This window comes from Hoeflea sp. YIM 152468, assembly GCF_029210485.1.
Taxonomy (GTDB): domain Bacteria; phylum Pseudomonadota; class Alphaproteobacteria; order Rhizobiales; family Rhizobiaceae; genus Hoeflea.
Genome location: NZ_JARGET010000029.1, coordinates 275,917 through 288,692 on the forward strand (window position 1 = coordinate 275,917; position 12,776 = coordinate 288,692).

13 protein-coding genes are annotated in these 12,776 nt (G+C 61.6%); 11 read left to right on the plus strand and 2 right to left on the minus strand.

Translation table 11 applies throughout. The annotated features are described in order from the left end of the window. The first annotated feature begins 13 nt into the window (after window positions 1–13). Both preA and PZ897_RS16425 read left to right on the plus strand, forming a co-directional pair. Window positions 14–1,324: an NAD-dependent dihydropyrimidine dehydrogenase subunit PreA gene (preA, locus tag PZ897_RS16420; RefSeq protein WP_275753593.1), complete on the plus strand. Its 1,311-nt coding sequence runs from the start codon at window positions 14–16 to the stop codon at window positions 1,322–1,324. A 152-nt stretch (window positions 1,325–1,476) separates the two neighbouring features. After that, the gene (locus PZ897_RS16425; protein ID WP_275753594.1) at window positions 1,477–2,076 is read left to right on the plus strand and encodes a DUF2799 domain-containing protein; all 600 of its coding nucleotides are present in this window, start codon (window positions 1,477–1,479) and stop codon (window positions 2,074–2,076) included. A gap of 148 nt (window positions 2,077–2,224) precedes the next feature. On the opposite strand, the gene PZ897_RS16430 is transcribed toward PZ897_RS16425, so the two are convergent. Continuing rightward, entirely contained in the window at window positions 2,225–2,983 is a 759-nt protein-coding gene (locus PZ897_RS16430) for an AraC family transcriptional regulator (protein ID WP_275753595.1), read from the minus strand. A 112-nt stretch (window positions 2,984–3,095) separates the two neighbouring features. Between PZ897_RS16430 and PZ897_RS16435 the strand changes: the two genes are divergently transcribed. Both PZ897_RS16435 and PZ897_RS16440 read left to right on the plus strand, forming a co-directional pair. Next, window positions 3,096–3,632: a peroxiredoxin-like family protein gene (locus PZ897_RS16435; protein WP_275753596.1), complete on the plus strand. Its 537-nt coding sequence runs from the start codon at window positions 3,096–3,098 to the stop codon at window positions 3,630–3,632. A 231-nt stretch (window positions 3,633–3,863) separates the two neighbouring features. Further along, a complete protein-coding gene (locus PZ897_RS16440; RefSeq protein WP_275753597.1) occupies window positions 3,864–4,622 on the plus strand; it encodes an SDR family oxidoreductase in 759 nt (252 codons plus the stop codon). Window positions 4,623–4,644: 22 nt separating this feature from the next. On the opposite strand, the gene PZ897_RS16445 is transcribed toward PZ897_RS16440, so the two are convergent. Further along, window positions 4,645–5,316, minus strand: a complete 672-nt coding sequence (locus PZ897_RS16445) for a TetR family transcriptional regulator C-terminal domain-containing protein (protein WP_275753598.1) — start codon at window positions 5,314–5,316, stop codon at window positions 4,645–4,647. A 216-nt stretch (window positions 5,317–5,532) separates the two neighbouring features. On the opposite strand from PZ897_RS16445, the gene PZ897_RS16450 reads away from it, so the two are divergent. The 7 genes from PZ897_RS16450 (at window position 5,533) to hydA (ending at window position 12,695) form a co-directional block, all read left to right on the plus strand. Then, on the plus strand, window positions 5,533–6,861 hold the full coding sequence (locus tag PZ897_RS16450) for an aspartate aminotransferase family protein (RefSeq protein ID WP_275753599.1): 1,329 nt from the start codon (window positions 5,533–5,535) through the stop codon (window positions 6,859–6,861). Between the two features lie 2 nt (window positions 6,862–6,863). Then, window positions 6,864–8,354, plus strand: coding sequence for a CoA-acylating methylmalonate-semialdehyde dehydrogenase (locus tag PZ897_RS16455; protein ID WP_275753600.1), 1,491 nt, complete (start codon window positions 6,864–6,866; stop codon window positions 8,352–8,354). 3 nt (window positions 8,355–8,357) lie between these two features. Further along, window positions 8,358–8,591, plus strand: a complete 234-nt coding sequence (locus PZ897_RS16460) for a hypothetical protein (protein ID WP_343217466.1) — start codon at window positions 8,358–8,360, stop codon at window positions 8,589–8,591. A 38-nt stretch (window positions 8,592–8,629) separates the two neighbouring features. Continuing rightward, window positions 8,630–9,880, plus strand: a complete 1,251-nt coding sequence (locus tag PZ897_RS16465; RefSeq protein ID WP_275753601.1) for a Zn-dependent hydrolase — start codon at window positions 8,630–8,632, stop codon at window positions 9,878–9,880. 80 nt (window positions 9,881–9,960) lie between these two features. Continuing rightward, window positions 9,961–10,317, plus strand: coding sequence for a DUF559 domain-containing protein (locus tag PZ897_RS16470; RefSeq protein WP_275753602.1), 357 nt, complete (start codon window positions 9,961–9,963; stop codon window positions 10,315–10,317). 81 nt (window positions 10,318–10,398) lie between these two features. Then, window positions 10,399–11,160: a class II aldolase/adducin family protein gene (locus PZ897_RS16475; protein ID WP_275753603.1), complete on the plus strand. Its 762-nt coding sequence runs from the start codon at window positions 10,399–10,401 to the stop codon at window positions 11,158–11,160. 77 nt (window positions 11,161–11,237) lie between these two features. Beyond that, entirely contained in the window at window positions 11,238–12,695 is a 1,458-nt protein-coding gene (gene hydA / locus PZ897_RS16480) for a dihydropyrimidinase (protein WP_275753604.1), read from the plus strand. Window positions 12,696–12,776: the final 81 nt, after the last annotated feature.

Consider the following 12,776-nt stretch of genomic DNA (forward strand, 5'->3'; position numbering starts at 1 on the left):
AGGAAGAGATATCATGGCTGATCTGTCCACCAATTTTCTCGGCATCAAATCCCCCAACCCGTTCTGGCTCGCATCTGCGCCGCCCACGGACAAGGCTTACAATGTCGAACGCGCATTCGAGGCCGGCTGGGGCGGCGTCGTCTGGAAGACCCTCGGTGAGGCCGGGCCTCCGGTCGTCAACGTCAATGGGCCGCGCTACGGCGCCATCTGGGGTCCCGACCGGCGGTTGCTCGGTCTCAACAACATCGAACTGATCACCGACCGGGATCTCGAAATCAACCTGCGCGAGATTGCCGAGGTCAAGAAACGCTGGCCCGACCGGGCGATGATCGTCTCGATCATGGTGCCGTGTGAGGAAGCCAGCTGGAAGGCGATCCTGCCCCGCGTCGAGGACACCGGCGCCGACGGCATCGAGCTCAATTTCGGATGCCCGCACGGCATGAGCGAGCGCGGCATGGGGGCGGCTGTCGGTCAGGTTCCCGAATACATTCAGATGGTCGCTGAATGGTGCAAGCAATATTGCCGCCTGCCGGTGATCGTCAAGCTCACACCCAACATCACCGATGTGCGTTATCCGGCGCGGGCCGCAAAGGCCGGTGGCGCCGACGCGGTGTCACTGATCAACACCATTTCGTCGATTGTTTCGGTCGATCTCGACAGTTTTGCACCGATGCCAACGATTGATGGCAAGGGCTCGCATGGCGGCTATTGCGGCCCCGCTGTCAAGCCGATCGCACTCAACATGGTCGCCGAAATTGCCCGCGATCCGGAAACCCGCGGCCTGCCGATCTCCGGAATCGGCGGTGTGCAGACCTGGCGCGACGCCGCCGAATTCATTGCGCTGGGCTGCGGCACGGTGCAGGTCTGCACCGCGGCCATGACCTACGGCTTCAAGATCGTTGAGGAAATGACGCAAGGCCTGTCCGACTGGATGGACGAGAAAGGCTATGCCACCATCGCCGACTTCCAGGGCCGTGCGGTCCCAAATGTCACTGACTGGCAGTATCTCAACCTCAACTACATCACCAAGGCCCGGATCGATCAGGACCTGTGCATCAAATGCGGTCGCTGCCACATCGCCTGCGAGGACACCTCGCACCAGGCCATCACATCGATGGTTGACGGTGTGCGGCATTTCGAGGTGATGGACGACGAGTGCGTCGGCTGCAATCTCTGCGTCAATGTCTGTCCGGTCGATGACTGCATCACCATGGTCGAGATGACCGAGGGATCGGATCCCCGCACCGGCCGACCGATCGACCCGGATTACGCCAACTGGACCACGCATCCGAACAATCCGATGGCCAAGCAGGCTGCCGAGTAAGCCAGCCAGACGAAGCAATCTGCAAAGGCCCTGTTTTTCGCAAAACAGGGCCTTTGTCATGTCCCGGGCGCGCGCCATGCACCGGTCAGTTGCCTGGCTGTGTCGGGATTGCTATCGTTCCGGAGCTGCAGCTCAATTGGCCGGGGGGTCCGATGAGAATTCCAACCGCACTGATCCTGATTGCCTGTCTTGTCCTCGCATCTTGCCAGACGATGTCGAAGGAAGAGTGCGCCGTTGCCGACTGGCGGGTGATCGGCGAGCAGGATGGCGCCAATGGCTACGCCCCGCAGGATCGCTTCGCCAGTCACGTCAAGGCCTGCACCAAGGCCGGCGTCACCGCCGATCAGACCCTCTGGTATCAGGGTTATCAGCAGGGTCTGCCGCGCTATTGCACGCCGCTTAACGGCCTGAGTGTCGGCAGCCAGGGCAAGGCCTATGCCAATGTCTGCCCTCTCGAGCTGGAGCCGGGGTTTCGTGAAGGCTACGACCTTGGACGTCTGCAGCATCAGAAGAAAAGCCAACTCGGCAGTCTCCAATCGCGCATTCGCGGCATTGAACAGGACATTCGTGACGATGAAACCCTGATCAGCGCCGGCACCGATGACCGCCGCACCATCGAGCGCCGGATCGACGACAACCGCTGGAAAATTCGCGACCTGGAGCGGGATATGGGCCGGCTGCAATCAGATCTGCGTCGTATCGAACGCGACATGGATGATTTTCGCTACAGCTATGCGCCGGTGTCGCAATGATGACAGGTCAGCCGCCGATCCTGCTCGACACCGATGCTGATGCGATCGTGCAGCCGTGGACCAACAAAGTGATTCAGCAGCGCGGATTTACGTCCGGTTGACCTGGTTTCGCCAGACCCGGCTGCCTGCAGCGAAATCATTCACCGCGTCATGCCGCACGCTCTTCACCCCGATCTCTTGAGCCGAGACTGCGCATCGCCAACGGATTGAGCCCGTAGCTGCGCTTGAACGCCCGGGCAAATCCCTCGGCGGAATCGTAACCATAGCGCCGTGCCACTGCGTCGACACGATCGCCCTTCTGCAGGTCCTGGCGAGCCAGAACGAGCCGCCATCTGCGCAGATAGGCCGCCGGCGTTTCGCCCACGATCGTCAGAAACGTTTCCGAGAACCGGCTCAGCGAGAGACCGGCGATCTCCGCCAGGTCATCATTGCGCCAGGGCCGGCCCGGACTTTCATGAATGGCAACGATGGCCCGGCTGAGCCGCGGCTCGGAGAGACCGGCAAGCAGGCCCGGCTCTGTCGAGCCAGCCTCGATCTGGGCTCTGAGCAGACGCACGATCAGCACTTCTCCCAGCCGGTTGACGACGGAAGCGGAGCCGCAACGGGCCGCCTCGAATTCCTGGCACATGATGTTGACCAGGCTCGCGGTTTCCGGATCCGCAGACAGCGGATACCCGAATCTGTCAGGCAATGCCGCCAGCAGCGGGTTGGATGCACCGCCCCAATCGACTTCAGCCGCAAACACCACCCGGCCCGCATCCAACCCGGCCCCAAGGCCGGGTCGTCCGAACCAGACCTGCGCGGCAACACCTTCGTGGTCTGCGATCACCACCAGTGTAGCGGCGGGCAACGCCGCCGGCTTCACCTGCAGTGCGAACCGTTCCATCAGCGTGGTCAGTCGATCCATGACGGCAACTCCGGTGTTATGGTCAGATTATTTGGCGTTTACGGATAATAACTCCGCTATTGTGGCGTCGCAATCCCTGCTCATGCAATTTCCGCTTTGAAAGGCCTCCCCGATGCTCATGCCTCGCCAGAAAACCCCCGACCTGAAATTGCCAACGCTCGCTCACGGCGATTTCGACCTTTCCGCCGACGCGTCCGAGCGCGGCACCATCATCTGTTTTTACCGCGGCTTGCACTGCCCGATCTGCGCCACCTACCTGACCGAATTGCAAAAGCGCACAGCCGATTTCGCCGAGCGCGGCGTGGCCACCATCGCGATCAGCTCGGATGGCCAGGAGCGGACACGGCAGATGGCTGAAAAGATTGGCGCGGACACTTTGCGCTTCGGTTACGATTTGTCCTTGGCCAAGGCCCGCGAATGGGGGCTTTATATCTCCACCTCGCGTGGCAAGACCTCAATCGGCATCGAGGAACCGGCACTGTTTTCCGAACCCGGCCTGTTCATGGTGACCCCGCAGCAGACACTGTTTTATGCGTCCGTGCAGACCATGCCGTTTGTCCGTCCGCATTTCTCCGAACTGGTCGGCGCACTCGATTTCGCCATCAAGAATGATTATCCGGCACGCGGCGAATACACCGGCGCCGTATAGCGGGATGCCGGGCTGATCAGCCAAATCGCCTTGATCGACATGCCAGGAGAGCGCCCCGGCGCTCTCCACCGGCTCACCCGCCTACCCCCCGCGCTCTCGCAGCACCAGACACGCATCCGGGTTTCTTGCTTTATGAGCTTGCATCACTTCAGATGACAGCGACCAAGCCCAATCGCCGCGTTGATTGCGCGCCATCAAGGACCGAGCGGCGCAGCCACGAAGGAGACACGCATGAGCATCGATTTGACCGGCAAGACCGCCCTGATCACCGGCGCAAGCCGCGGCATTGGCGAAGCGGCAAGCCGCATCCTCGCCGGCTACGGCGCCAATGTGGTGCTGGCGGCCCGGTCAACCGGCGACACCGCGCGGATTGCCGCCGAGATCGGCGGCCAGGCGCTGGCGGTCACCTGTGATGTCGCACGCTATGCCGATGTCGACACTGCCGTCAAAAAGGCAGTCGAGCAGTTTGGCAGTCTCGATATCCTGGTCAACAATGCCGGTGTGATCGATCCCATCGCCCGGCTCGCCGAGTCGGACCCCGAAGCCTGGGGGCAAATTGTCGATATCAATTTCAAGGGCGTCTATCACGGATTGCGGGCAGCCATTCCGGTGATGAAGAAAAACGGTAGCGGCGTGATCATCAACATGTCCTCAGGCGCTGCCACCGGCGCACTCGAGGGCTGGAGCCACTATTGCGCCACCAAGGCCGGCGTCCTGTCGCTGACCCGCTGCGCTCATGTGGAAAACGCCGCCGACAACATCCGGGTTGTTGGCCTCTCGCCCGGAACCGTTGCCACCAGCATGCAGCGCTCGATCCGGGATTCCGGCGTCAATCCGGTCAGCCAACTCGACTGGGCCAGGCACATCACGCCCGAATGGGTGGGAGAGGCTATCGCCTGGCTGAGCACCGACGCAGCGCGCGGCCATGATGGCGGCGACTTCTCGCTCAGGACCGAGGAAGCCCGCCGCGCCGTCGGCCTGATCGACTGACGGCAACCTGGCCATCAGGCGATCAGAAGCTGCGCACGCGTGGCCCGGAATCGGGTTTGACTTGCGGCCGCAACCCATCGAGGAACAGGGTCTCGAGATATCTTGCCGCGTCCTCGAACCGGCCTTCTGCGCCACGATCAGGCCCGAGCACGACCTGCACCTGGGCATCGAAATCGGCGTAATGCTGGGTTGTTGACCAGATCGAGAAAATCAGATGCCGGGGGTCGACCGAATTGATCTGCCCGGCCTTCATCCAGCCTCGCAAGACCTCGGCCTTTTCATCGACCAGCGGCTTGAGGTCGCTTTCCAGCAAGCGTTTGATGCGCGGCGCGCCTTGCAGAATCTCGTTGGCAAACAAGCGGCTTTCGCGCGGGAAGTCACGCGCCATCTCGAGCTTGCGGCGGATGTAGGATCGCAGTTCCGGCAACGGATCGCCGGCAGGATTCAATTCCCGCAACGGCTCGAGCCAGGTATCGAGCAGCCTGGCAATCAGCGCCTCGTATATATCCTGCTTGCGCCGGAAATAATAAAGCAGGTTCGGTTTCGACATGCCCGCATGGTCGGCAATCTGATCGATCGTGGCGCCGCGAAAACCGTGCGCCGAAAATGATTCAAGAGCTGCATCGAGGATGCGCGCCTCGTTTTCCTTCTGGATGCGCGTCTTGCGCTGGGTCTCTGTGGCCCGTGCTTTCAAGTGCAGCGCTCCATGTTGCCCTTTCGATCGATCCTGAGCCGTCACTTCAGCTCGCTTTTGGACAACGCCGAATTGGCCTTGACCGGGTGATTGGCCCTGCTAGAGTTTTATCAAACAGTCAAGAATTTCGTAACACAGCTTGCATGTGGAAATAAAGCCTTCGAATTGGCACTTGACCCACGATAGGGAACCCATGCGTCAGGAGGCGCGTCAACCATGTCAAACCGGCTCAACACATCCCCCAATGACCTTCGGGCCTTCTGGATGCCGTTTACCGCCAACCGCCAGTTCAAACAGAACCCGCGCATGCTGGTCGGCGCCAGGGATATGCACTTCACAGCCTCCGATGGCCGCCAGATCCTGGACGGCACCGCCGGCCTGTGGTGCGTCAATGCCGGACACTGCCGCCCCAAGATCACCGAGGCCATTGCCCAGCAGGCTGGCGAGCTGGATTACGCACCCGCGTTCCAGATGGGTCACCCCAAGGCGTTTGAGCTGGCCAACCGTCTGGTCGACATTGCACCCGATGGCATGAACCATGTGCTGTTTACCAATTCCGGATCTGAATCGGTCGAGACTGCGCTGAAGGTGGCGCTGGCCTATCACCGCACCAAAGGCAACGGCTCCCGCACCCGCCTGATCGGGCGTGAGCGCGGCTATCACGGCGTCAATTTCGGCGGCATCTCGGTCGGCGGCATCGTCTCCAACCGCAAGATGTTCGGCACGTTGCTGACCGGCGTCGACCATATGCCACACACCCACCTGCCGGCCCAGAACGCGTTTACCAGGGGTCAGCCCGAGCATGGTGGCGACATCGCTTCCGAACTCGAGCGCATCGTCACCTTGCACGACGCCTCGACCATCGCCGCTGTCATTGTCGAGCCGGTCGCAGGCTCCACCGGGGTCCTGATCCCGCCGAAGGGCTACCTCAAGAAACTGCGCGAGATCTGCACCAAGCATGGCATCCTGCTGATTTTCGACGAGGTCATCACTGGCTTCGGCCGCCTTGGCTCCCCCTTTGCCGCCCAGCATTACGATGTCATGCCGGACATGATCACCTCGGCCAAGGGCCTGACCAACGGCGTCATTCCGATGGGCGCGGTCTTTGTCACCTCCGAGATCCACGACGCCTTCATGCAAGGCCCCGAGCACATGATCGAGTTCTTCCACGGCTACACCTATTCCGGCAATCCGATCGCCTCCGCAGCGGCGCTTGCCACGCTCGACACCTACAAGGAAGAAGGCCTGCTCACCCGCGCCGCCGACATCGCGCCCTACTGGGAAGAGCAGTTGCATTCGCTGAAGGATTGCCCGCATGTCATCGACATTCGCAACACCGGCCTGATCGGCGCCATCGAGCTCGATCCGATTGCCGGCGAACCGACCAAGCGCGCCTTCTCGGCCTTCCTCAAGGCCTATGATGACGGATTGCTGATCCGCACCACCGGCGACATCATTGCGCTCTCGCCGCCCCTGATCATCACCAGGGACCAGATCGACGAATTGTTCGAAAAACTGCGCAATGTTCTCGAAGGAGGTGCGTAACCATGCAGGTCATTGAAAATGCCATTGACGGCAAACTGACGATATCCGGATCGGACCGCCGCTCACCGGTGTTCAACCCGGCCACCGGCGAACAGATCGCGGAATTGCCGTTATCGACGGTCGAGGAAATCAACGCAGCCGTGGCCTCCGCCAAGGCGGCACAGCCGGCGTGGGGCGATCTGCCGCCGCTCAAGCGCGCCCGCTTCATGTTCAGGCTCAAGGAACTGCTTGACCGTCACGCCGGCGACATCGCCCGTGAAATCTCGCGCGAGCACGGCAAGACCCATGATGACGCGCTTGGTGAAGTCACCCGCGGCATCGAAGTGGTGGAATTCGCCTGCGGCATCCCCAATCTCTTGAAGGGCGATTTCTCCCGCAATGTCGGCCCCGGCATTGATTCCATCGCCGACCGTCAGCCGCTTGGCGTCGTGGCCGGCATCACCCCGTTCAACTTCCCGGCCATGGTACCGATGTGGATGTACCCGATCGCCATTGCCTGCGGCAACACCTTCGTGCTCAAGCCCTCCGAGCGTGATCCCTCCGCCCCGATGCTGGCCTGGAAGCTGTTCCAGGAAGCAGGCTTCCCCGATGGCGTCTTGAACATCGTGCATGGCGACAAGCTTGCCGTCGACACGCTGCTCGATCACCCCGACGTCAAGGCGATCAGCTTCGTCGGCTCGACGCCGATTGCCGAATATGTCTATTCGCGCGGCACCGCCAACGGCAAGCGGGTGCAGGCTCTGGGCGGCGCCAAGAACCACATGGTGATCATGCCCGACGCCGACATGGATCAGGCCGCCGATGCGCTGATGGGCGCGGGCTACGGCTCAGCCGGCGAACGCTGCATGGCGATTTCGGTTGCGGTGCCGGTGGGCGACAAGACCGCCGATGCGCTGGTGGCCAAGCTCAAGCCGCGGGTCGAGGCGCTGAAGATCGGCCCGGCCACCGACGAGGCCGCCGAAATGGGCCCGGTGGTCACCAAGATGCACCAGGAAAAGGTGCTCGGCTACATCGACCAGGGCGTGTCCGAAGGCGCCGAACTGGTCGTCGACGGACGCGGATTCTCGCTGCAAGGCTACGAGAACGGCTATTTTGTCGGCGGCACGCTGTTTGACCGGGTCACCACCGACATGACCATCTACAAGGAAGAGATTTTTGGTCCCGTCCTGTCCGTTGTCCGGGCCGGCACGTTCGATGACGCCGTCAAGATGATCAACGACCATGAATATGGCAACGGCACCGCGATCTTCACCCGCGACGGCGACGCCGCCCGCGCCTTCTCCGACGCAATCGAAGTCGGCATGGTAGGTGTCAACGTGCCGATCCCGGTGCCGGTGGCCTATCATTCCTTCGGCGGCTGGAAGCGCTCGCTGTTCGGTGACCATTCGATCTATGGCCCGGAAGGCATCCGGTTTTACACCCGTCTGAAAACCATCACCACGCGCTGGCCCAACGGCATCAAGTCCGGCGCCGTGTTTACCTTCCCGAGCTGACCCATGACCCGTGAGCTTGCCACCGCAACCACCCTGGTCGATGATGACCGCGTCTGTGTGACGCGCTTCGATTTTGCTTCAGGGGCTGAAACCGGATGGCATGTTCGCGGCCATGACCATGTCGTCACCCCGGTCACCGCGCGCGTCATGGAGATCAATGAGCCGGGACTGCGGACGAAGCCTATCGCCGCCCGCTCGGAGTCGAGCACGATATCATCAATGCCGGGACAAAGATGATGAGCTTTGTCGAAGTCGAACTGAAATAGGAGACGACCATGTCCGCACCCGCAGCCAATCTTCGCATCAACGCCGACAGGCTTTGGGAATCGCTCATGGACATGGCCAAGATCGGGCCCGGCATCGCCGGCGGCAACAACCGCCAGACCCTGACCGACGAGGACGGCGAAGGCCGGCATTTGTTCCGCAAATGGTGCGAACAGGCGGGGCTTTCCATGGGCGTCGACACCATGGGCAACATGTTCATGACAAGGCCGGGAACCGATCCCGATGCGTTGCCGGTCTATGTCGGCTCCCACCTCGACACCCAGCCAACGGGCGGCAAATATGACGGCGTGCTCGGTGTTCTGGCCGGGCTCGAGCTGGTCCGCACGCTCAATGATCTCGACATCAAGACCAGACATCCGATCGTCGTGGTCAACTGGACCAACGAGGAAGGCACCCGCTTTGCCCCCGCCATGCTGGCTTCCGGCGTTTTTGCCGGCGTGCACCAGCAGGACTGGGCCTATGACCGCGAGGACGCCAAGGGCAAGCGGTTCGGTGACGAGCTTGAGCGCATCGGCTGGAAGGGCGACGAGCAGGTCGGTAGCCGCAAGATGCATGCGCTGTTCGAGCTGCATATCGAGCAGGGCCCGATCCTCGAAGCCAACCACAAGGACATCGGCGTTGTCACCCATGGTCAGGGCCTGCGCTGGGTCCAGTGCACCGTCACCGGCAAGGAAAGCCACACCGGCTCGACGCCGATGCCGATGCGTCTCAATGCCGGCCGCGGGCTGGCCCAGATCACCGAACTGGTGCATCAGATCGCCATGGACAATGCACCCAACGCCGTCGGCGCCATCGGCCATATCGACATCTATCCCAATTCGCGCAACATCATCCCCGGCAAGGCGGTCTTCACAATCGATTTCCGCAGCCATGAAATTGATACGCTCAACGGCATGGTCGAGCGGCTGATGGCGGAAGCACCGAAACTCTGCGACGCGCTTGGTGTGGGTTTCGAGGCCGAGATCGTCGGCCAGTTCGACCCGCCGGAATTTGACCAGACCTGCGTCAAGGCCGTGCGCGACGCAGCCGAACGGCTGGGCTACTCGCACATGGACATCATTTCCGGCGCCGGCCACGACGCCTGCTGGATCAACCGCGTGGCGCCGACCGCCATGGTGATGTGCCCCTGTGTTGACGGTCTCTCGCACAACGAGGCCGAAGAGATCACCAGAGAGTGGGCCGGCGCCGGCTGCGATGTGCTGATGCATGCGGTGGTCGAAACCGCAGGGGTGGTGGAGTGATGGTGCCTATTGCACTGAGCAAACCTCCCTCCCCCTGGAGGGGAGGGATTGAGGGTGGGGGGCTCATTGTGTCACCAAGCTTGAATTCACCCAAAGCCCTGTCGCGGGCGCGGCAGCTTCGCCGCACCATGACCGATGGCGAAAAGCAGCTTTGGCAAGACTTGAAAGATTTCAAAAAACTTTACGGAATTCACGTCCGCCGGCAAACCCCGATAGGCCCATATGTAGCAGACTTCGCGATTCACTCGGCCAGGCTTGTGATTGAAGTGGATGGAGAGCATCATTTCACTCCATCTGGGATGACAAAGGACAAAAATCGCGACGCCTGGCTGGCAGAGGCCGGGTATCGCGTGATCCGATTTAACACCGGAGAACTGGCGGATTCGTTTGACTCCTGTATCGAGAAGATTCTGCATGAATTGGGGTTGATGAAATGACCAATGTGCCCCCCACCCCTAACCCCTCCCCTCCAAGGGGAGGGGGATGGCTCCATCTCAGCAACGGCCCGAGGTAACGATATGACTGCATCAGCCAACGTCCTGCCGCTTACGAGCAGCGACGAGAGCCAACTTCGCATAGACCTTGCAGCAGCCCTCAGACTGGCGGCCTATTACGACTGGCACGAAGGCGTCGCCAATCACTTCTCCGCCGCGGTGTCGCCCGACGGCAGGAAATTTCTCGTCAATCCGCGCTGGAAACACTTCTCCCGCGCCAAGGCCAGCGAGTTGCTGCTGGTCGATGCCGACGATCCCGAGACGATGAAGCGCGACAACGCGCCCGATCCGTCGGCCTGGGCAATCCACTCCGCCATTCACCGCCGCGTGCCGCACGCCCGCGTCGTGCTGCATCTGCATCCGCCCTACGCCACCACTCTGGCGACGCTGAAAGACCCGTCGATCAAGCCGGTCGATCAGGTGACAGCGCGGTTTTTCAACCGGCTGGCGATGGACATGGAGTTTGGCGGCATCGCATCGGAGGAAGCCGAGGGCGAGCGCATCGCATCCACCATCGGCAATCATTCATCCGTCATGATGGCCAATCACGGCGTCACCACCGTTGCCCCGACCGTCGCCGAAGCCTTTGACGCCATGTACCATCTCGAACGCGCCGCGCGCACCATGGTGCTGGCCTACTCCACCGGCCAGCCGTTAAACATCATGAATGACGAACTGGCCGAATCGGTGGCACAGGAATGGGACGTCTACAAGGACGCCGAGTTTTCGCATTTTGAGGAAATGAAACAGGTGCTCGACCGGGAAAACCCCGGCTATGCGGACTAGAGCATCAGAATGACAGAGAAAGCCGCGCCAAGACGGCTGATCGAAACAAAATTTGGAACAGCAAGAGGACGTGCATCATGAGCACCACCGTCATCAAGAACGGAACCATCGTCACCGCCGATCTGACCTACAAGGCAGACGTGCTGATCGAGGGCGGCGTCATCACCGCCATTGGCCCCAATCTGGTCGGCGAGACATCGCTCGACGCCACCGGCTGCTATGTCATGCCCGGCGGCATTGACCCGCACACCCATCTCGAAATGCCGTTCATGGGCACCTATTCGACCGATGATTTCGAAAGCGGCACCCGCGCGGCGCTGTCGGGCGGCACCACCATGGTGATCGATTTCGCCCTGCCCGCACCCGGCCAGTCGCTTCTCGAGGCGATCCAGATGTGGGACAACAAGTCGACCCGCGCCCATTGCGACTACTCGTTCCACATGGCGATCACCTGGTGGGGCGAGCAGGTGTTCAACGAGATGGAGACCGTGGTCAAGGACAAGGGCATCACCACCTTCAAGCACTTCATGGCCTACAAGGGTGCGCTGATGGTCGATGATGACGAAATGTACTCCTCGTTCTCGCGTGTCGGCGAACTCGGCGGCATCGCCATGGTCCACGCCGAAAACGGCGACGTGGTGGCGCAATTGCAGCAAAAGCTGCTGGCCGAAGGCAACAACGGCCCCGAGGCCCATGCCTATTCGCGCCCGGCGGAAGTCGAGGGCGAAGCCACCAACCGCGCCATCATGATCGCCGACATGGCCGGCACCCCGCTTTATGTGGTGCACACCTCCTGCGAGCAGAGTCACGAAGCCATCCGCCGCGCCCGCCAGAAGGGCATGCGGGTCTGGGGCGAACCGCTGATCCAGCATCTCACCCTTGACGAGAGCGAATATGCCAATCCCGACTGGGACCACGCCGCGCGCCGGGTGATGAGCCCGCCCTTCCGCAACAAGATGCACCAGGATTCGCTCTGGGCAGGCCTGTCGGCAGGCTCGCTGCAGGTGGTGGCCACCGACCATTGCGCCTTCTCGACCGAACAGAAACGCTTCGGCGTCGGCGATTTCACCAAGATCCCCAACGGCACCGGTGGTCTCGAAGACCGCATGCCGATGCTCTGGACCCATGGCGTCGCCACCGGCCGGCTGACCATGAACGAATTCGTCGCCGTCACCTCGACCAACATCGCCAAGATCCTCAACTGCTATCCGAAGAAGGGTGCGGTTCTGGTTGGCGCCGATGCCGATCTGGTGGTCTGGGATCCGGAGAAATCCAAGACGATTTCGGCCAAGACCCAGCAGTCGGCGATCGATTACAACGTCTTTGAAGGCAAGCAGGTCAAGGGTCTGCCGCGCTACACCCTGACCCGCGGCCGGGTTGCCGTCGACGATGGCGAGGTCAGGCCGCAGGAAGGCCACGGCGAGTTCGTCAAGCGCGAGCCGGTGACACCAACCAACAAGGCGCTGTCGACCTGGAAGGAGCTGTCCTCGCCGCGCAAGGTCGAACGCGCGGGCATTCCGGCAAGCGGGGTGTAAGCAGAAGACTTGCCGGGGTCGGGCACACTGAAGGCCAGGTCTGAAAAAACTATCAAATATCGGGGAATACAATGAAAACAA

Bases quoted from the DNA above. Each gene is read 5' to 3' on its own strand.
- preA (WP_275753593.1), top strand. From the start codon at position 14: ATGGCTGATCTGTCCACCAATTTTCTCGGCATCAAATCCCCCAACCCG.
- PZ897_RS16425 (WP_275753594.1), top strand. From the start codon at position 1,477: ATGAGAATTCCAACCGCACTGATCCTGATTGCCTGTCTTGTCCTCGCA.
- PZ897_RS16430 (WP_275753595.1), bottom strand. From the start codon at position 2,983: ATGGATCGACTGACCACGCTGATGGAACGGTTCGCACTGCAGGTGAAG.
- PZ897_RS16435 (WP_275753596.1), top strand. From the start codon at position 3,096: ATGCTCATGCCTCGCCAGAAAACCCCCGACCTGAAATTGCCAACGCTC.
- PZ897_RS16440 (WP_275753597.1), top strand. From the start codon at position 3,864: ATGAGCATCGATTTGACCGGCAAGACCGCCCTGATCACCGGCGCAAGC.
- PZ897_RS16450 (WP_275753599.1), top strand. From the start codon at position 5,533: ATGTCAAACCGGCTCAACACATCCCCCAATGACCTTCGGGCCTTCTGG.
- PZ897_RS16455 (WP_275753600.1), top strand. From the start codon at position 6,864: ATGCAGGTCATTGAAAATGCCATTGACGGCAAACTGACGATATCCGGA.
- PZ897_RS16460 (WP_343217466.1), top strand. From the start codon at position 8,358: ATGACCCGTGAGCTTGCCACCGCAACCACCCTGGTCGATGATGACCGC.
- PZ897_RS16465 (WP_275753601.1), top strand. From the start codon at position 8,630: ATGTCCGCACCCGCAGCCAATCTTCGCATCAACGCCGACAGGCTTTGG.
- PZ897_RS16475 (WP_275753603.1), top strand. From the start codon at position 10,399: ATGACTGCATCAGCCAACGTCCTGCCGCTTACGAGCAGCGACGAGAGC.
- hydA (WP_275753604.1), top strand. From the start codon at position 11,238: ATGAGCACCACCGTCATCAAGAACGGAACCATCGTCACCGCCGATCTG.